General features: G+C 35.4%; 19 protein-coding genes. 17 read left to right on the top strand and 2 right to left on the bottom strand.

Annotated features, from left to right (window positions below; all coding sequences use genetic code 11):
• Positions 1-159 precede the first annotated feature (159 nt).
• The 13 genes from galU to CHH58_RS10380 all read left to right on the top strand — a co-directional run bounded on the left by galU (position 160) and on the right by CHH58_RS10380 (position 13,202).
• The gene (gene galU, locus CHH58_RS10320; protein ID WP_095232306.1) at positions 160-1,044 is read left to right on the top strand and encodes a UTP--glucose-1-phosphate uridylyltransferase GalU; all 885 of its coding nucleotides are present in this window, start codon (positions 160-162) and stop codon (positions 1,042-1,044) included.
• A 327-nt stretch (positions 1,045-1,371) separates the two neighbouring features.
• Complete coding sequence (locus tag CHH58_RS10325; protein ID WP_095232307.1) at positions 1,372-2,139, top strand: YveK family protein; 768 nt, start codon at positions 1,372-1,374, stop codon at positions 2,137-2,139.
• On the top strand, positions 2,114-2,806 hold the full coding sequence (locus CHH58_RS10330) for a CpsD/CapB family tyrosine-protein kinase (RefSeq protein WP_249275095.1): 693 nt from the start codon (positions 2,114-2,116) through the stop codon (positions 2,804-2,806). The genes CHH58_RS10325 and CHH58_RS10330 overlap by 26 nt, the downstream gene beginning before the upstream one ends.
• A 109-nt stretch (positions 2,807-2,915) precedes the next feature.
• Positions 2,916-3,683 (top strand): tyrosine-protein phosphatase, encoded by a 768-nt coding sequence (locus tag CHH58_RS10335; RefSeq protein WP_095262478.1) that lies wholly within the window; start codon positions 2,916-2,918, stop codon positions 3,681-3,683.
• A 23-nt stretch (positions 3,684-3,706) separates the two neighbouring features.
• Positions 3,707-4,375, top strand: a complete 669-nt coding sequence (locus CHH58_RS10340) for a sugar transferase (protein WP_095262479.1) — start codon at positions 3,707-3,709, stop codon at positions 4,373-4,375.
• Positions 4,376-4,379: 4 nt separating this feature from the next.
• Positions 4,380-5,159: a WecB/TagA/CpsF family glycosyltransferase gene (locus tag CHH58_RS10345; RefSeq protein WP_249275096.1), complete on the top strand. Its 780-nt coding sequence runs from the start codon at positions 4,380-4,382 to the stop codon at positions 5,157-5,159.
• Positions 5,152-6,240, top strand: coding sequence for a glycosyltransferase family 4 protein (locus CHH58_RS10350; RefSeq protein WP_095262480.1), 1,089 nt, complete (start codon positions 5,152-5,154; stop codon positions 6,238-6,240). Before CHH58_RS10345 ends, CHH58_RS10350 begins: the two co-directional genes overlap by 8 nt.
• A gap of 4 nt (positions 6,241-6,244) precedes the next feature.
• The gene (locus CHH58_RS10355) at positions 6,245-6,757 is read left to right on the top strand and encodes an acyltransferase (RefSeq protein ID WP_095262481.1); all 513 of its coding nucleotides are present in this window, start codon (positions 6,245-6,247) and stop codon (positions 6,755-6,757) included.
• Positions 6,758-6,773: 16 nt separating this feature from the next.
• The gene (locus CHH58_RS10360) at positions 6,774-7,994 is read left to right on the top strand and encodes a hypothetical protein (RefSeq protein WP_095262482.1); all 1,221 of its coding nucleotides are present in this window, start codon (positions 6,774-6,776) and stop codon (positions 7,992-7,994) included.
• A 4-nt stretch (positions 7,995-7,998) separates the two neighbouring features.
• Positions 7,999-9,159 (top strand): glycosyltransferase, encoded by a 1,161-nt coding sequence (locus CHH58_RS10365; protein WP_095262483.1) that lies wholly within the window; start codon positions 7,999-8,001, stop codon positions 9,157-9,159.
• A gap of 9 nt (positions 9,160-9,168) precedes the next feature.
• The gene (locus CHH58_RS10370) at positions 9,169-10,548 is read left to right on the top strand and encodes a lipopolysaccharide biosynthesis protein (RefSeq protein ID WP_095262484.1); all 1,380 of its coding nucleotides are present in this window, start codon (positions 9,169-9,171) and stop codon (positions 10,546-10,548) included.
• Between the two features lie 12 nt (positions 10,549-10,560).
• Entirely contained in the window at positions 10,561-11,931 is a 1,371-nt protein-coding gene (locus tag CHH58_RS10375; protein WP_095262485.1) for a sugar phosphate nucleotidyltransferase, read from the top strand.
• A gap of 131 nt (positions 11,932-12,062) precedes the next feature.
• The gene (locus CHH58_RS10380) at positions 12,063-13,202 is read left to right on the top strand and encodes a glycosyltransferase family 2 protein (protein ID WP_170937592.1); all 1,140 of its coding nucleotides are present in this window, start codon (positions 12,063-12,065) and stop codon (positions 13,200-13,202) included.
• Positions 13,203-13,498: 296 nt separating this feature from the next.
• On the opposite strand, the gene CHH58_RS10385 is transcribed toward CHH58_RS10380, so the two are convergent.
• Positions 13,499-13,987: an acyltransferase gene (locus tag CHH58_RS10385; RefSeq protein ID WP_249275097.1), complete on the bottom strand. Its 489-nt coding sequence runs from the start codon at positions 13,985-13,987 to the stop codon at positions 13,499-13,501.
• Positions 13,988-14,307: 320 nt separating this feature from the next.
• Between CHH58_RS10385 and CHH58_RS10390 the strand changes: the two genes are divergently transcribed.
• Positions 14,308-15,075, top strand: coding sequence for a tyrosine-protein phosphatase (locus CHH58_RS10390; RefSeq protein ID WP_095262487.1), 768 nt, complete (start codon positions 14,308-14,310; stop codon positions 15,073-15,075).
• A gap of 43 nt (positions 15,076-15,118) precedes the next feature.
• Here CHH58_RS10390 and CHH58_RS10395 read toward each other — a convergent pair whose 3' ends face one another.
• Positions 15,119-17,107, bottom strand: a complete 1,989-nt coding sequence (locus tag CHH58_RS10395) for an ATP-binding protein (RefSeq protein ID WP_095262488.1) — start codon at positions 17,105-17,107, stop codon at positions 15,119-15,121.
• Positions 17,108-17,410: 303 nt separating this feature from the next.
• Between CHH58_RS10395 and CHH58_RS10400 the strand changes: the two genes are divergently transcribed.
• The 3 genes from CHH58_RS10400 (at position 17,411) to CHH58_RS10410 (ending at position 20,445) form a co-directional block, all read left to right on the top strand.
• The gene (locus CHH58_RS10400; RefSeq protein ID WP_249275098.1) at positions 17,411-18,358 is read left to right on the top strand and encodes an LCP family protein; all 948 of its coding nucleotides are present in this window, start codon (positions 17,411-17,413) and stop codon (positions 18,356-18,358) included.
• Between the two features lie 96 nt (positions 18,359-18,454).
• Entirely contained in the window at positions 18,455-19,378 is a 924-nt protein-coding gene (locus tag CHH58_RS10405) for an LCP family protein (protein ID WP_430980835.1), read from the top strand.
• A 248-nt stretch (positions 19,379-19,626) separates the two neighbouring features.
• Positions 19,627-20,445 (top strand): phosphodiester glycosidase family protein, encoded by an 819-nt coding sequence (locus tag CHH58_RS10410; RefSeq protein ID WP_095232322.1) that lies wholly within the window; start codon positions 19,627-19,629, stop codon positions 20,443-20,445.
• Positions 20,446-20,522: the final 77 nt, after the last annotated feature.

Consider the following 20,522-nt stretch of genomic DNA (forward strand, 5'->3'; position numbering starts at 1 on the left):
TACTATTTTTACAAATCCAGTAAGGGTATAGGGACTTTTGTATGAGTTGTATGACGCCTGTTAACGAAGTTGTTTTATCTTCTGCACATCGGGAAGTATAATTTGTACGAAACACTCTATACGCAATCTACATATACTACATAAAGAGGTGCAGAACGTATGAAAATCAAAAAGGCCATCATCCCAGCAGCAGGTCTAGGTACACGCTTCCTGCCAGCAACTAAAGCACAGCCGAAGGAAATGCTGCCAATTGTCGATAAACCGACAATTCAGTACATTGTTGAAGAAGCTGTTAAATCCGGTATCGAGGATATTATCATTGTCAGCGGCCGCGGTAAACGCGCAATCGAAGACCACTTCGACAAATCCTACGAACTAGAGGATCAGCTTATTAAGAAAGATAAGATGAAGATGCTTGAAGAAATCCAAGACATCTCCAACTTGGCTGATATTCACTACATTCGCCAAAAAGAAGCAAAAGGACTTGGCCACGCCATTTCCACAGCGAAGAAATTTATCGGCAATGAGCCATTCGCAGTATTGCTTGGTGATGACATCGTGAAAACAGATGGCACACCGGCATTGAAACAATTGACAGAGGCTTTCGAAAAATATCGCGGTTCTGTTGTTGGTGTGCAGCAAGTACCAGAATCTGAAGTATCCAAATACGGTGTGGTTGCACCTCAGGGTTCTACGAGCGAACCTAACTTGATGCAGGTTAGTGACTTGGTTGAGAAGCCTAAGAAGGAAGAAGCTCCATCTAACTACGCAATCATGGGTCGTTATGTATTGACTCCAGAAATCTTTGATATATTGGAAACTCTTCCTCCAGGCGCTGGCGGAGAGATTCAGCTTACAGATGCAATCAAGGAATTGAATAAGAAGCAAGCTGTTTATGCTTGTGAATTCACTGGTGACCGTTATGATGTTGGGGATAAATTCGGATTCATCAAGGCAACGATCGAATTTGCACTTGATCGTCCTGACCTAAAAGATCAACTACAGGATTATCTAAATAATAGTGTTGTAACAGAAGATAAATAAGAAAATAAATCAGAAGAAACCGAACCTGCGCAAGTGGGTTTGGTTTTTTTAATATAATTTGGTAATTCTATGTTGCGTCTGGGAAATTTGTGGTATACTTTTCATGTTTTTAACTGCTAACTATGAAATTTGAACTATATATTATAAAGATGTTTCGACAAGATGCAAGTGACAATTGTAGCGCTTACATATTTTCGACAAAAACAGTCATTGCATGGTTAATCAAACCCTATATAATAAAAAAGTACATATAAATTTCTAAAAGTTAGCATTTTTCTTTGTCTTTGGACTTATCTTTTTTTAGTACATCTCATCGGAGGGACATGAATGGAAGAGACAATCTCTTTAAAGGAAATATTTGCAGTATTGAAGAAACGGACGCTAATGATTTTATCCTTAATCGTCAGTTTCGCTGCAATCGCTTTTTTAGTCAGTTACTTTTTGATTACCCCAACCTACCAAGCTAGTGCATCTGTCGTAGTCAACCAGGAAGAAAATGTGGATGTTTCCACACTGAATACCGCCATCCAATCCAATATCAGCTTGATCAATACATATAAGATTGTCATGACAAGTCCAGTCATCCTGGACGAAGTCGCAAAGGAAATGAACTTATCCCTCTCTTCCAGTGAATTGGCAGAGAAGCTGGAAGTTGCCTCCGAAGCTGATACACAGATCATCACCGTAACAGCAACTGATACAAGCCAGGCAAAAGCTGCAGAGCTTGCCAACACTACAGTTGATGTTTTCCAAAAAGAAATTCCGGAATTAATGAATTTAGAAAACGTTAAGCCTTTATCTCTAGCTGAAACAGTAGAAAATCCATCACCAGCTAGTCCAAACGTCCTTTTGAATACTGCTATTGCTCTTGTACTGGGTGCGATGGTGGGAATCGGACTCGCATTCCTATTAGAGTATCTTGATAATACTGTTAAGACAGAAGCCGATATTGAGAAACGCATTGGCATCCCAGTCATCGGCATCATTAGTCATATGACCGAGGAAGATATGAAAACCAATAAGCAATATGCAACACCTGCTGATAAGAGACAAGTTAGGAGAGAGTACAGTGGCCAAAAGAAAAAAACAGTTTAAGACAAATGTCCGATCTCTCATAACAAAGTTCAATCCGAAATCTCCTATATCTGAGCAGTATCGTACAATCCGTACAAATATTGAATTTGCATCAGTGGATGCAACGATGCGCTCACTTCTAGTGACATCGTCGGGTCCATCCGAAGGGAAATCATCTACAACGGCAAACCTGGCTGTTGTCTTTGCGCAACAAGGTAAAAAGGTATTGTTAATTGATGCTGATCTACGTAAACCAACTGTACATTACACATTCAAGCTAGATAATCGTGCGGGTCTTAGCACTGTACTAGTAGGCGAAAAATCTTTAGAGGAAGCAACCAAGGAAACGGATGTTCCGAATTTAGACATTCTTACATGCGGACCTATACCGCCGAACCCCTCTGAACTATTAGGTTCTAACGCTATGAAGCAACTGATTCTAAAAGCACAGGAAACGTATGACATGGTTATCTTTGATACACCGCCAGTATTGGCTGTAACGGATGCACAGATCCTAGCTAATACGTGTGACGGAGCTCTAATCGTCGTGCGCAGCGAACAGACGGAGTACGATGCGATTCAAAAAGCAAAAGAGCTGCTTGAACCTGCGCATGCTAAGCTGCTTGGAATTGTACTGAACGACGTAGCACAAAAGAAATCGAATACTTATTACTACTATGGTAGTTAACCTATGCCAAGATATGTCCTCGATCCACGAGGATATATTTTCGCACTGGATATAGGGAATATGTCATTATTTTTTTCAATAATTTGGGGAAATGAAGGGTGTAGATTGTATGATAGATATTCATTGCCATATACTGCCGGGTGTTGACGATGGAGCAAGAACATTGGAAGACAGTATAGAAATGGCAAAGGCAGCAGCGGCACAAGGTATTCATACCATTGTCGCTACCCCGCATCATCGCAATAATCAATTTGATAATTATCGAGAAGATATTCTGACTCGTGTGGATGAATTAAACAGAATATTAGAGGAAGAAAACATAGAAGTTAATATCCTGCCAGGACAAGAAACCAGAATATACGGTGACTTAGCTGAGGGGTTATCAGCCAAAGAAATTCTACCCGTCAATCTTGATACCCCTTATATCCTTGTTGAATTGCCTACCTCAACTGTTCCTAAATATACGAACAAACTTTTATATGATCTTCAAGTAGAAGGGTATACGCCAGTAATTGTGCACCCTGAACGTAATAGTGAATTATTATCAAAACCAGATAAACTCTATGAGCTTGTCAAAAGTGGAGTGCTGACTCAAGTAACAGCAGCAAGCTTAGTCGGGAAGTTTGGGAAGAAAATAAGGAATTTCAGTCATGAAATTATTCAATCTAATCTTACTCATTTTATAGCTTCAGATGCACATAATGTACATAACAGAGGATTCATTATGCAGGATGCATTACAAGAAATAGAAGATACATATGGTGTAGAACTTGTCTACTATTACCAAGAAAATGCGGAATTTATGATAGCTGGCGGGTCAATAGTTGGAGGCGTTCCAGAAAGAATTGTGAAGAAGAAGTTTTTGGGCATCTTTTAGGGTAGGAGGGAGACAAAAAGTAAATGGCAGAATCAAAGCAAATTTATAAGGCAATTGATGCAAAAGATGTAATAAAAAGTGACAATAAGTACTATCTTTTTACCAAAAGAACTATGGATATTGTGTTGTCATCGTTTGGTATTATCTTACTCTTACCTATATTTATATTAATTGCACTATTAATTAAAATTGAAGATAAAAGAGGTTCTATTTTCTTTTGCCAAGTAAGAGTTGGAAAAGATGGTCAAACTTTTCAAATGTATAAATTTCGTTCTATGGTATCAAATGCAGAGGATTTACTTGAAAAATTAGTTAAACAAAATGAGGCAAGCGGACCATTGTTTAAGATGAAAGAAGATCCAAGAGTAACTAGGATAGGAAAAATTCTTCGTAAAACTAGTCTTGATGAATTACCACAATTATTTAATGTACTAAAGGGTGAGATGTCATTAGTTGGTCCACGTCCCGCTCTACCGAGAGAAGTAGACACATACTCATTATTTGAACGAGAAAGACTTAAAGTGGTTCCAGGATTGACTTGCTATTGGCAAGTTAAGGGTAGAAGTGACTTAACATTTGAACAACAAGTTTTATTAGACCTCAAATATATTAATGACAGAAATATGTTTCTTGATATTAAGTTAGTTTTAAAGACTGTAATAGTTCTTTTTAAATCAAAAGGAGCATACTAAGGATATGAATAATATAAAAAAAGTTAATTTATTCAATATTACTATTGATAATTTCACAATGAATGAAACATTAGAACAAATACAGAGATTGATATATACCAATATACAAAATAGGAAGTATAGCTATGTCTTGACGCCTAATGTAGATCATATTATTAACATTCAAAAAGACGATGAATTTAATAATATATATGAAGGTGCAGAAATTAAAATAGCAGACGGTATGCCTATAGTTTGGGCGTCCAAAATACTTAGGAAACCATTAAAAGAAAGAGTAACCGGAGCTGATTTAACCCCAAAATTAATTGAGATGGCATATCAACAAAAGCTAAAAGTCTTTATCTTTGGTTCAAAAGAAGGCGTTGCTGCAAAGGCAGTTGCCAAGTATAAGAAGAGTTTTGGGGAAGAGTTTGAAATAGAATGTTATTCACCGCCATTCGGTTTTGAAAACTCTATAAATGAAGTGAATAAATCTATAGATAAAATCACTTCATTCAGACCTGATATTCTTCTAGTATCGTTAGGATCTCCAAAAGGAGAATTCTTTATAAAAAGGTATATTGATGAGTTAAGAGTGCCAGTAAGTTTGCAAATAGGTGCAGCTATTGATTTTATTGCTGGGACTGTTAACAGAGCTCCGAAATGGATGCAAAAATGTGGATTAGAATGGTTTTATCGTTTCTTACAAGAACCCAAAAGGATGTTTAAACGTTATTTTGTACAAGATATGTTATTTATAATTTTACTAATTAAAGAATTTAGAAGGAAAAAGATATATGAATAAAATCAATGTGTTGATGGTTGGATCGAGTTTGGATGTAAAAGGTGGGATGACTACTGTTGTAGAGTCATTCTTAAAAGAAAGTCAGAACTCAGAAAGAATTAGCGTGCAATTTATTCCTACTCATTTTGAAAAAAACAATAATCTTATAAAGTTGTTTTACTTCTTTATTGCATGCCTGAAAATTTTCTTAACTTTATTAAAAAGTCAGATTGATGTGGTTCATCTTCATATGTCAGAGCGAGGAAGCTTTAAGCGTAAATACATAATTTTATTAATATCAAAGATGTTCCAAAAAAAAGTGATAATACACACTCATGGGGCTGAATTCAAAGAGTATTATCAAGAATCAAATAATTCCACTAAAGTTAAAATTAGAAAACTCTTACAGAAAGCTGATTTAGTAATTACTCTAGGAGAAAAATGGGACCAAATTATAAGAACAATCGAACCAAAAACAAACACTTATATATTGAGGAATTCTGTAGACTTACCGAGTGACTTCAATGTGAATAAAGAATTCGGCAGTAGCATCAATATTTTGTTTTTGGCAGTAACTACAAAGAGGAAAGGGATTATTGACCTTATTAATGCATCTCCTGGGATAATAGAACACCTAGAATCCAAAAGAAGAAAAGTTATCTTTACTATAGCTGGAGATGGTGATTTATTAAATGAGAGTAAACAGCTCACAAAAGAGCTTAATTTACAAGATAACTTTGATTTTAAAGGTTGGATCTCAAGGCAACAGATTCAAAACTTGCTTAAAGATACTGACTTGTTTGTGTTGCCCTCATACAATGAAGGATTACCAATGTCTATTTTGGAAGCATTAAGTTATGCTGTTCCTGTAGTTTCTACTAATGTAGGTAGTATAAACGAGGCCATTGAAGACAACAAAAATGGTTTTCTCATAGAACCAGGAAACTTAGAAATGATTGAGAATTCAGTAGTGGAAATATTAAATAGCCCTCATTTAGAAGAATATAGAAGAAACTCTAGACTAATATGTGAGAACAAATTTAATAACAAAAAATACTTTAATACAATGTATTCAATATATCAAAGCCTTCAAGGGAGATGAGGTCATGGGGTTAAGTAATATTATACAGAGTATAAAGTTAAAAAGGTTAATCAAGAGAGGTTTGGAAATAGGTGAGAATTGTAAAATTTATGATACGCATATCGATTACGGCCATTGCTTTTTAATCAAGATTGGCAACAATGTTACTATAACAAATAGTTCTATTTTAGCGCATGATGCCTCTACAAAAATATTTCTTGGTAAAACAAAGGTAGGTAAGGTAGAGATAAAAGATAATGTTTTTATTGGCTGGGGAAGTATAGTATTTCCCAATGTTGTGATTGGTGAAAATGCAATTGTGGCTGCGGGGAGTGTGGTAAATAAAGATGTCCCTCCTAATACAATTGTAGGAGGAAACCCAGCGAAAAAAATTGGTGATGTACAGCAATTTATTAATAAGAATAAGATTTTAATGGAAACCTCTCCTACCTATTCAACTGAATGGTCTAAAAAAACTACTGAAGAAATGATAGAAATGAAGGAACAACTCAATACAGGCATAGGATTTGATGAATAGTCTTGGGGGAGCCTAGATGTTAATTATTTTTTTGATTTTAGCGATATATACGAATTTATTGGAAGAGTTTTTACCGTTTTTTAGCTATACAGATGAATTTTTCACAATAATTCTTACTCTATATGGAATAGTATCACTTTTTATATATTCCAAAAGAAATGAAACAATATTTAACAAGTTTGAAAAAATAGCGTTCTTATTTTCTATATTAGTAGTACTAACTGGAGTTCTATCTACTGTACTTAGTGATTATAGAAACTCTTTATTTAATGAAATATATACCCTGTTTGGAGATGTTAAATTTATTTTAATTTACTTTGGAATAAGGTTATATTGTCACTCCTTAAACAAACAAAAATTTAAAAGAGTAGGTAAATATGTTATTTCCTTCTCTTACATTTTTACTGGATACAACCTACTGCTATTCTTTTTGGATCTGCCATTTAACTTTCTTACAGAATATAGTTATAGATTTGGTATGAAAAATGTGGCATTTGGTTTTGGCCATCCATCGGAATTTGCTATATCACTTCTTCTTATAACAACGTTAAACCTTTATTTTTCAATTAAGTATTTCAAGAAAATTAATTATATCTACTTATTCTTGAATTTATTTCTTTTGATTATAGGAGGGAGATTAACTTCAATTGGATTCTATATTGTTATTTTGTTGTTGCTAATCTCCTATCGTTATTTTAGAAGATATATTGTTGGAGGGCTCATTGTCAGTGGTGTAGTTGGCTTCATTTTTGTGAAAGATAAATTAATAGAAACTTTCTTCAGTCTTGAACAGCCAAGAGGGGTACTGATGGTTGCTGGTTTAAAAATTAGCCAAGAGCATTTTCCTTTAGGTAGTGGTTTTGGAACCTACGGATCGAATGCTGCAAGGTTAATATACTCGCATGTTTATTATGAGTTTGGTTTTGATAAGATCTATGGTTTAGCACCTTGGTATGATAATTTTCTTACAGATTCATATTGGGCGATGATACTAGGGGAGATAGGAATTTTAGGGGCAATACTAATGTTGATTGTAATGATATTCCTCCTATTAAATGCTTACTCTATAAATAAAAGTACCGTGGGATTAATAGTATCAATACCCTTATTTTACACGTTCCTAAGTACTCCTGTTGATACAGCGATTGTTTCGAATAGTGCTTTTTCTATAATGGTAATTGCAGGCTTGTTGATTACTGTAGAAAAAAAAGACAAAACAGAGATATTACGGAGGTAGTATTTTGAATAATGTAGCTTTTATAATTCCGTCATTATCTGGAGGAGGAGCAGAACGTACTGTTTCAAACTTATCCAAAGCTGTTCCAGATAATATTAATAAAATCATTATAATTTACCATGAGAAGGAAAACTCTTATGAACATGATGGAACTGTTATAAATCTTAACGTTGAAGGTAGCAACAATGTATTAGTTAAGTTTACTAAAACCTTGAAAAGATTAAAACAAATAAGAGATATCAAAAAAGAATATGCAATAGACAAGACGTTTAGTTTTTTAGATAATCCCAACCTATTAAATGTTTTGTCATTTAGTGATGATGAGGTTTATGTTTCCATTAGAAATCAACAATCTCTTGAATTTAAAGGGTTTAAAAAGATATTGCATAGATGGATAGTTAGTAAGATATATACAAAAGCAAAATATATTGTGGCGATATCTGAAGGTGTCAAAAGCGATTTAATTGATCATTTTGATATTGATAAAGAAAAAATAAAAGTTATACATAATCCAGTGGATACAAATATGATTGATGCTATGAAAATGGAGAGGGTTGATCTTAATGATTCTCCAACCATTGTAACTGCTGGAAGATTAGAGAATCAAAAGGGACAATGGCATTTAATTAGAGCCTTTAAGAAAGTCGTTAATAGTTTCCCTAAGGCACGATTGATAATCTTAGGAGAAGGTAGTCTGAAAGAGAGATTAGAAGTACTGGTAGATGAACTAGATCTTAAAGAAAATATACAGTTTATTGGGTTTCAAAGTAATCCATATAAGTATATATATAATTCTCATTTATTTGTTTTACCCTCTTTGTATGAGGGGTTCGGAAATGTTATTTTGGAGGCAATGGCCTGTGGGATTCCAGTAATTTCTACGGATTGCAAGTCTGGTCCACGAGAAATAATAGCTCCAAATACCTCATATAGTTTAGAGTTAAAAGACTATGAGATTTGTGAGTACGGTATACTAACGCCAAATTTAAACAACAATAATTTCAATTCGGTGGATAGACTATCACGAGAAGAAGAAAGTATAAGTACAGCAATTATAAATGTGTTGCAAAATGCAGAATTAAGAGAGCAATTATCTGAAAAAAGTACTTTAAGAGTTCAAGATTTTAAGCCGGAAAATGTTATTAAGAAATGGTTAGAGATGTGACGATATAAAATGGTAAAACTAATTTTTAAGTATGCACCCTCTGTAATAATTCCAACAATGTTGTCTTTAATATTATTTATTATCTATGGTAACCACTTATCGCCTAGTTCTTATGGGAAATATAACTTATTTATGACTACTGTTATCTTGTTGGACTCAACCCTGATATATTTCATGTACGGATCAATATTAAGACTGTATAACAATTACCATAGACAGGGACAAGTCGTAAAGCTTTTTAGCACATTCACCTTGTTGACTGTGATTATTGTGTCTAGTTTATTTATTTTAGGAGTACTAATTAACAAACCTATCTTATCTTATTTATCACTGGCCCTATGTGGTTTTTCATTTATCAATATACTTTCAAATTATATAAGAGCTCAAAATAATTTACTGTTATTTAATATACTTAAGATGTGCCCACCGATTTTCACTTTATTGTGTATATTATTGATTATTTTCTTCGATAAATTATCGGTTGAATCAGCTGTTTTTAGTCTTTATGGACCAATGTTAATTGTATCTTTAATTATAATTGTGATTTTCTATTTGAAAAAGAAATTTATTTTCAATATAAACATAAAAATAATTAGCGATGCGTTTACTTACGGAGTACCACTAACTGTAGTAGGGTTAATGGGTTTTATTATATCAAGTTCTAGTCGATATATAATTAGTTTTGTACTAGGAGATGAACAATTAGGATATTACTCTTTTTCTTATAAGTTGGCAGAATTATTACTTGTAACTATCTCAATGTCAATAGTTATGGCAATGTATCCGCAACTAATTAAAGAATATGAAGAGAAAGGCAGATTTAAAGCAGAAGATTTGTTAAAGAGATTTGTAAGTGTACATTTTATTATTGTTATACCGGTTATTTGTCTTCTATTTCTCTTTGTAGATGATGTTGTAGAAGTCCTTTTTAGTCAATATAAAGACGCAGCTTCACTGATTAAATTCACATCATTAGCTCTGATTTTCTTAAGTCTCACCTTCTATACTAATAAAGGATTTGAGTTAACAAAAAACACTAAGCAAATGATGTTTATATTAATATGGTCGGCTATTATAAGCGTTGTATTGAATATAATATTAATTCCTATTCTGGGTTTAAATGGTTCTATAGTTTCTACTCTGATTAGTTATCTAATCTATGTGGTAATCTCGATTATTAAAAGTAAAAAGAATTTTACGATAAAATTCCCATATAAGAATATATTATGGATTTTTTTAATTAGTCTACTACTATGTTTTCCAGTAAAACTCATTAGCTTCAGTGGACTAAATAATTTTGCTAATACCATAATCTGTATAGCTATATATCTTGGTTTATATTCTTTCACAACTTTTATGTTAATAAAAGTAAAACTATTAAAATTTTAAGGGGGATTACGCATGCAACTAATTTTATTATCTGGGGGGTCAGGTAAAAGGTTATGGCCCTTATCAAATGATTCTAGGTCAAAACAATTTTTAAAAGTACTTCATAACAAGAATAATGATAAAGAATCAATGATTCAAAGAGTGTGTAGGCAACTAAAGGAAAATAATCTTTTAGATAAATCAATAGTTTCTACGAGCAAAGGGCAGGTTGAAATTATTAAGAATCAAATAGGTGATGATATGCCTATCGTTATTGAACCCTCCCGTAGAGATACATTTCCTGCTATTGCTCTTTCTACTTCTTATCTTCTATCCAAGTCAGTTATTAATAAAGAAGACGTTGTAATTGTTCTACCGGTTGATGCATATGTAGATAATTCATTTTTTAAAAAGGTTAAGGAGTTAGAGAAAACTCTTATCGAATCTAAGGCAGATATTGCTTTATTGGGTGTAACACCTTCAAGCCCTTCTGAAAAGTTTGGTTACATAGTTCCTGAAGAAACTATACATAGCCATTATCTTCATGTTGATTACTTTCAAGAAAAACCTACTAAAGAGGTAGCAAAACATCTAATTGAAAAAAATGCTTTATGGAACTGTGGTGTCTTTTGTTTTAAAGCTGAATATTTAATAAAATTACTTACACAGAATGGTTATAGTTATGAGTACGATGATTTATTTAATTTCTATAATGACTTATCTAAGAATAGCTTTGATTATGAGGTGGTAGAAAAAACAAAAAATATAGTTGTTTTACCTTATGATGGTTCTTGGAAGGACTTAGGAACATGGAATTCACTTACAGATGAAATGAATTATTCACTAACTGGAAAAGGCATAATAAGTGAAGATAGTATAGGTTCTAAAGTAATAAATGAATTAGATATTCCTATAACTTTAATAGGAATAGAGAACGCAATAGTTGCTGCAAGCCCAGACGGTATTCTAGTAACTAATAGGGAAGCTAGTCCTACTATAAAAGAATATATAGGGGAATTTAACAATCGACCTATGTACGAAGAACGAAGATGGGGATGGTATAAAGTATTAGAATACGTTAAATATGAAGAAGGAAACGAAGTATTAACAAAAAGAATAGGTATAAATGCTGGTAGTAACTTAAGTTATCAATTGCACTTTAAAAGGACAGAAACTTGGACAGTTTTAAAAGGAGAAGGTATTTTATTGCTGGAAGGGAAACCTTTTCACTTAAGAATTGGGGATACCATAACCATACCTTTGGGGAAAAAGCATGCTTTAAAAGCAATAACAGTTATGGAAATTTTAGAGGTCCAAAGTGGAATAGAATTAGTAGAAGATGATGTACATAGAATTTCTTTGAATTGGGAAGAAATAATAGCAGAACATCAATTAAGTAGTTAGAAAAAAGTTAAGAGTTCAAATTAACTAGTTTGAACTTTTATTTGCCCGAGTTGTTAAAATACTGAATTAATAAAATTTCCAATTAACTTATTGATAGCCATAAATTACAAGTTATAGAGAGAGGGAATGCTTTGAAAACTACTACACTTGGTAAAGTGGCAGGAAAACTAAATATTAGTAATACAAAATTAATATCGAATAACGTTTTTTCATCTATTATAAAAAGCCGGATACCAGAGATTAACTTTAATATTAGGGATACTAATTACGCAAGGGAACTACTTGAAAGTTACTCTAACAAGCCTTCTGCATATAGTTTGATAGATAATAAAAATATCCAAAACATAGATGTTGATTTATGTTTTATTATACCAGCATACAATGTAGAAGATTTTATAGAAGATTGTATTGATTCCATTTTAAATCAGAAAACAACATATAGCTATCAAGTCATTGTAGTTAATGATGGGTCAACTGATCAAACAGCACAAATTCTAAAAAAATATTCTCAAACGTCTAACTTGAAGGTCATACACCAAGATAATAAAGGATTTTCTGGATCTCGTAATACCGCTTTGGAATATGTTACCAGTAAGTATATTATGTTTGTAGACTCGGATGACAAGTTATTTGATGATTCAATCGAGAATTTATTGAGCACAGCTTATAATGGTGATTTAGACATAGTAGAAGGTGGCTATTCTACGTTCAAAGGGGATAAAACTCTTCGAGAATATCGTCACTCTAATGTTAATTCCAGCAGAGCAATAGGATTAATAAGAGGATTCCCGTGGGGAAAGGTAATTAAATCAAGCCTATTTTCCAATATTAGATTTCCAGAAGGCTACTGGTTTGAAGATACCATATTTGCTTATCTTGTATTTCCACAAACACGTAAAGTTGCTACTATTGATACCCAGGTGTATCTATATCGAAGAAACCTCAATAGTATATCGCATACTGCAAAAGTGAAAAATAAGTCAATAGATACTTATTGGATATTAGAACTTATGTTAAATGAGATAAAAAAGATAGAATTAGATACATATCAAGATATTTATGAGCATACATTACAACAAGTAATAACTAATTTTAATCGTACTGCAAGGTTAGCCGAAGAGATTAAACAAAGTATATTTATACTTACTTGTCATCTTATAAATGACAATTTTAAAGATTATAAGACACAGAATGATAAATTGGTAAGATTAGAAAATTCAATAAAAGAGATGAACTATAAGGAATATTATATTAATTGTTGCTTTTATTAGAAGAAAGAAGTAATCAATTATATATATATATAAGGACAGTATTTAAATAGGTGCTTTACAGCAAAAGTGTTCTAGTATTTGATGGAACATCTTTTACTCCATCGCTCATGAACGGGATAATATCTGCACATACTCTGTTTCTTACATTAGACATCTGGTGTAGTTGTTTGATTGATTGTTATATTTATAAATTCCTCCTTCTTTTTATGACATGTTAAGGACATTAAGAAAAGAAGGAGAACTAAACTTGTTCTCCCTCAATCATTTTCTAATGACAGATTGAGAGGGAATTTTTGTTACAATACTTTAAAATCATTATCTAGTATTGGTAGTTCCCTCACCCGCTTTGCCGGGACTCCCGCATATAGTCCATGGGGTAGGCAATCTTTTGTTACAACCGAACCTGCGGCTACTATGCATCCTTCACCAATAGTTACCCCTGGTAAAATTGTAGCCCTTGCGCCAATCCAACAGCCATTCCCAATTATAACTGGTTTTTTAATAACTGGGCCACCCCTTCTTCCGGGATATCCAATTTCGTGAGAACTTGTGCAGAAAAGAACCTGCATTCCAATTCCACAGTTCGAGCCAATATGAATATTCTCGTTATCTCCATCAAAAAAGCAATTACTATTAATCCAGCTGTCATTTCCTACGTTTACCTTTAATCCGTTAAAATAACTTCCTGGGCTAATTGCTACGTTTTTACCGATTTTCATCCCACATTTAATGTAAAAATAACGTCTTACTCGAACTGGAAATATGCCATAACCAGCAATGTTCACTATATTCTTCTTTATTTTATCAATTACCCCAATTTACTCACTCCTTCGAGAATATTTTACAATATCTTATAAGAAATAAACTTAGTTTCTAAAAATAAATTTACCTTTTTACAATCATCCTCAATAAAGCAAAAGAGGCTTTGTAACTCCCAAAACAATATATTTAAGTTGTTAGATATTCAAGTATAATATAACAAATCTAAAATAGGCAGAAAGATGTAACAGAGCTAAGCCAACATGAGACATACATGAGACGTCTTTAACTTAGTCTCATGCTACAATTTCAGTAACAACAGCTTACTGAAATTGGGGGATTCCTGATGATAGATATTCACTGCCATATCTTGCATGGTCTGGATGATGGTCCGAGTACGTTGGAGGAAAGCTTGAAGATGGCGGAGGAAGCTGTATTTGAGGGAATTGATACGATTGTGGCTACTCCGCATGACCAGAGTAAGAATAGTTATAATAATAGACAAAGGATCTATGCCAGCATAGATGAATTTAATGAAGTACTTCGGGAAGAGGGAATTCCGCTACAGGTTCTCCCTGGACAAGAGACGCTTGTATCCAATGATTTGCTCGAAGAACGGGATTTTATGGATTTGCTAGCGGTTAATACGAATACAAGCTATGTTTACTTGGAATTACCGGAAAATCCGCTGCCTAGCTATGTGAAACAATTGATACGGGAGATGCAGGCTTCTGGATTTCATCCGGTGATTGCTAGCCCAGAGAAGATTGCGTATGTGAATCAGCAACCGGAATTTCTCTACGAGCTAGTTAAAAATGGCAGTTTCGTTCAGATTGCGGCGGGTAGTATTATTGGGGATTATGGTGGAAAGGTGCGGAAATTTACGCAGCAGTTGATTGCTTCCAATCTGGTTCATTTTATTGGGTCAAATAACCATCAATCTGGTAAAGGCTTTGGTTTGCTGAAGGCATATCAGGAAGTGGGAAAACAATTTGGCAATCAAGCTGCTTATATGTTGATGAATAACAGCTGGAAGATGGTAGAAGGTTCAGTGGTCATTAGGGAAGAGCCTGAGAGAATTGGAAAAAAAGGGCATAAGAAGCGATTTGTATAATACATAAAGAAGCGACACTATGACTCACAGTGTCGCTTCTTTTTTACAATGCTAACATATCAGTCAGCTTTTTTATTGCCTTCTTCTGATGGCGATAAAAAGTGGCTCTGCTCATATTGCAAGCAGCTACTGCTTTAACTGTATTATTCGGGTGGCGGACGAAGCTGCTCAATAATACTTCTTGTTGTTCACTGGTAAAGCCGACTGGATTATGGAGAATTTGCATAACCTTTTGTTGCACAGCGTGTCCATCACTACAGTCCGTGAGCAACCTGCAATATTGGCTTAGCTCGCTAGGCGATTGAATGGTTTGGAGAATACGCCGCACGTGATTTACAGTCAAGCTGTTATTCTTTTGTTCTTCCGGCATCATGTGCAAAACCCAATCACCGAAAGGTCGTGTACGCAGGTCCAGCTCCATAATTTCTGCTTTAGACCAAGATGTATCGCAGCTTGTGTCTGCTGTAGGGCGGCTTTTAAAGCCTATTGTACGCAGGAACTGTTTCAGTGAATCATTCGTAGCTACGATTATAGCTCTTCTTCCAGACTCGAATTTTACAAGCTGTTCGACAATCAGCATGCCAACTAGTTCTTCCCTTGTATAAGCAGTCAGGTTATCCTGTGCTGACACTAGGATAGGTATATAAGTATCCGCTTGCAGTGCTGCTTGCCGGCAACCTTCTGCCGTAAAGATAGCATTTAGCTCATCCTGAAAATGCTGGAGCAGCAAAGGAGCGGTTCTCGTCGTATAAAGCAGCACGATGAACATGCCGATCGGCTTATTATTAAAATCGCGTAAAATCGTTATACTGTCTGGTTCTGTTTGAACAATTGCATCCAAGAAATCATGGTAGTTCTGGTTATGTTCTTTATCTACACTATAAGAACACCAGTCTTCCAAAAGATCATGAAGCAGGGGAAGGTCACTAGCAATTAGTTTGCCTGTTCGAACCTGATGTATTCGCTGCGTAAAACTCGCATAGACATTATGTTTCGGCCACATAGCTTGATTCATTTTGAGCAGGGCAGACGCGATAATTGCTCTATCAGTTTGCGAAGCATGTGTAAGCTCTTGATACAGTGCCTGCATACAAGATCGGTGCAACTGATATAGTCTTGTCGGCTCCCGCAGCTGGAAGTCTTGTAGTAAGTAGCTCTTGGCTACATCATGCAGCTTCAATCCGTAAGGGTGCAAATCAATGAACGACAGCATTTGCAGATTGCGATAATCTTGCAGGCTGACCTGCCGCCCGAGTACAGCTTCCAATATCTCTTGGTTGGCATATTCCATGACAATCAATACCTCAAGAAGCGGGTGGAGTGAAACAGCTGTCACTTCCTTTAATATTTTCGCGCTGATCGTTTGACTAACAACTCGTACATCTGGATTCGTACTCTTTGTCATCATATCAACCGCTAAGGCAAGACTTAAAGGCAGTCCGTCTGTCTTGTTCGCTAAGTCTTGAATTTGTTGCGGAAACAAAGAGGTTGTCTTTTCGATATACTGTACCGATTCCTCATAGGAAAGATATTCAAGAGGGAAAGATTGCGTCTGTATATGCGAAATTGATACAGGCAAAGGCTTTCTTGCTGCAATCACTATTCCAATACCATTAACAGCTAGTTGAGGAATAAACGTATGCAAAAACCATTCTGACAAATCTGCAAGCTCTTCGAAATGATCGATACACAAGAGCAGTCTGACTCCTGTTGGGTTATGGAACAGCATATCTAAAGGTGTCTCTTGATGGAAGGATTGTAACAGGTTATGAACATATTCGATGAAACTTGCTGGTGTTTGCGGACAAGCATTGCCATCAAGGAAAATGGTTCTGAAGTGTTCTTTTTTTGCAAGATAGTTCATCCTTGCAAGCAAAGAACTTTTCCCAATACCGCCCATACCGGAGATGACGAATAAAGCAGACATTGCTTCCTTATCTTTTAACCAGTCCTGGAATACTGTTAATTCCTTTTGGCGACCAACAAATACTGGCTGGCGTGCTGCCGATTCAATGGGGGCTATTCCTTCCACCTTGCTTTGTCCTCCCTCGGTAATTATCTATTAATTGTATAAGAATATATTACTATAGTTTCAGAAAGTAATAAGAAAAATGACAAAAATAGACAAAAGAACATCTAGTTTTTTATTAAAGCATCACGTACATATATACCGGGCTGTTATACATAATAATAGGTACATTTAAAATCAGACAGGCAAGGTATCAAGATGAATTATTTATGCTGGATATTCTTTGCAAAAATTATAAAAACTATATGCCATATAGGTATTTCATGCTATTATCTTTAGTAGGTATTTTCAGAAAGGCGGATAATTGTGACATTACAACGTCAGAGGCGTAAGAAAAAGAAAGTGCGCAAATTCAGACTGTTTATGATGGTATTCCTGATCGCATTTTTAGCGATTGGAAGTTATGCTGCATATGAATATATTTCTGCCTCGCGAGCTGCGAACGCAGATAACAACTTAAGTGATGAAGTCGAATTCAATGGTTCGGATGAGAATGTGGATAATGTAAATGTACTTGTACTCGGCAGTGACTCCCGCGGAGGAGATAGTGCACGGGCAGATACAATAATGATTGCCAATTACAGCTCAGATTCGAAGCAGCCCAAGCTGATATCTATCATGCGCGATACGTATGTGAATATTCCAGGCTACGGTTTTAATAAAATCAATGCCGCTTATTCAATAGGCGGACCGGAGCTAGTACGTAAGACAATCACCGAAAACTTCGGTATTGAGATTAATTACTACGCAGAAATAGATTTCAAGGGCTTTGAAAAGCTTGTTGATGCAGTAGCACCGAACGGAATTGAAGTGACAGTAACACCGGAAATGACGACTGATGAGAAAGCGTTGGGTGTCCAATTAACGGAAGGTACTCAGAAACTTCATGGTGAAGAGCTGTTAGCATATAGCCGTTTCCGCCACGATGCGAATGGTGATTATGGCCGTGTACAGCGTCAGCAAGAAGTCCTTGGCAAGCTGAAAGAAGAAGTTGCCAGTGTGACGACTGTTGCGAAGCTGCCGAAGATGATTGGTATTGCTAATGGGTATGTCACTACGAATGTCCGTAATGGTTTGTTGTTATCAATGGGAACAGATGTCCTAAGAGGAAAAACAGAGGATATGGAGACCATGCGTATTCCTGTGGACGACACATATCATGATGCTCGCTACGATGTGGGAGCAGTGTTGGAATTTAATGTGGGCGGCTTGGAACAGAATGCCCAGGAAGCTCAAACCTTCTTAAATCAGTAATATAGACCTCTTCTTTTTACAATAATACGGAAAAAGAAGAGGTTTTTCATGATATAATTTAATTTCCAGTTGTAACAGAATAAGGGGGATATGGTTTTGGGTAGGAAAGAAAAGCGTAAAAAGAAAAGGACTTGGCTGAAAGTCACCTTAAGTATTATAGCGGTATTAATAATTGCAGTAGCAGCAACAGGTATCTACGCTGCCAATAAAGCGAAGACTACAGTTAACACAATGCAAAAAGGCTCAGACTCAATTGATATGAAACAATCAGTTACAAAAGTGAAGGATCAAGAGAAATTGAATGTATTGCTCCTTGGAGTAGATCAGCGTGACGACGATGCGGGCCGCTCCGATGCCTTGATGGTGCTGTCGATTGATCCATCGACTGATTCTATGAAACTAATAAGCATTCCTCGTGACTCACGCACGGAAATTGTAGGCCATGGTACGACTGATAAGATTAACCACGCCTATGCATTCGGCGGTGTGGATATGGCAATTGATACGGTAGAGAACTTCCTTGATACAGATATCGATTATTTCGCAGAAATGAATATGGAAGGTCTGTCTGACTTTGTTGATGCAGTTGGTGGTATTACTGTTAATAACCAGCTTGACTGGATTGATGAAGGATATTACCAGAAGGGCTACCATTATGCACAAGGTGAAATACAGTTAGATGGACCGAAAGCAATGGGCTATGTACGTATGCGCCACTTGGATCCGGATGGTGACTTTGGACGTAACGCGCGTCAGCGTCAAGTAATCCAAGCGGTAATCGACAAAGGTGCAAGCATTAACTCTGTGAATAAGATTGATGACATACTTAGTGCGCTAGGAGACAATGTTCAGACAAACATGGACTTCTCCACAATGACCGATCTATTTAAAAATTACCGAAATGTACGCCAGAACTCTGAGAACTATCAGATGCAAGGAACAGGTACAACGATTGATAAGGTATACTATTATGAAGTTTCTCAAGAGGAACGAGATAAAGTCCACGATATGATTTCCTAAAGACTTCGAGAAATAGCCTTCCTAAATATTGGGAGGCTATTTCTTTTGTCCTTATTATCACCCATATAATTGTTATAAATTAATTAGAAAGCCTTGTTCTTACCCGTGCAATCAGAACTGTTTTTAACTGCTCCTGCCTCACATCATCTAGCCTTATCGCTCTATTTATACCTTAAAATAATAATGATAACCTAGATAATACTTATGTTTTTACTACTAACCTGAGACAACTAAAAGGAGCACACAGCATGAAGCAGCCATTAAAAATAGGTTTGATTTGCTTAACATTATTGCTATCACTCATCATCCTTCCCATAAACCTTTCCCCTTCCACCTATGATAAAACAAAGGTGGTTTTTAATTCCTACGACTACAATGATTCACTATACTATGTAACGAAAATCTATTATCAAAATGAGATTGGTAAGACGTCACCCGTTAAAAAGGCGTATGCAAATGATGGCTTCGGCAAGGGGTTAGAAGAAGTACTATCCTTTTCAGAGCGGCATGGACCCAGTGTGGCGATTAATGCTAGTGTATTCAATCCCGACAAGGGTGAGGCTTATGGTATCCAAATGAAAGATGGAGAATTCCAAAGAGAGCAAAGTGATTTGGGTAATAGCTGGCTGCTTGGCAGTGATCATGCAGGACGGCTGTATACGTTTCAGTCGCGGGCTGCAGATAAAGAGATTAAAACGAAGAATATCGTGAATACATGGCAAGGATTCTTTCCTTTAGTTGTAGAAGGAGAGTGGAAAAACTATTATCGCTCCTTTTCTATTCCGAACATAAGGATCGATAATCCTCGGCAAATCATTATGCAGGATTATTATAACAATACATACATCTATACATTCGATGGCAGGACAGAACAGAATAGTGGAATAACCTATACGGACTTTTATCACATCATCAAAAATAAAATAAAATACATAAGGGTTGCATATGTGCTGGATGGAGGAGGAAGCACATCTCTTGTCCTAGATGGAAAGGCGAAGAATGATTTAATTGGAACTAGTAAGGAAAAAGACGGGAGAAAAGTTGCTGATTATATCTATTTCGACTAAAAAAGTTCATTACTTTCGTCATCTTTCGTGCTAAGAAGGATGAATCTATAATTTTAAGCGAATGTTAATTATCTTTT

Origin of the sequence: Terribacillus saccharophilus, assembly GCF_002272745.1 — a bacterium.
GTDB classification, from domain to species: Bacteria; Bacillota; Bacilli; order Bacillales; family Amphibacillaceae; genus Terribacillus; species Terribacillus saccharophilus_B.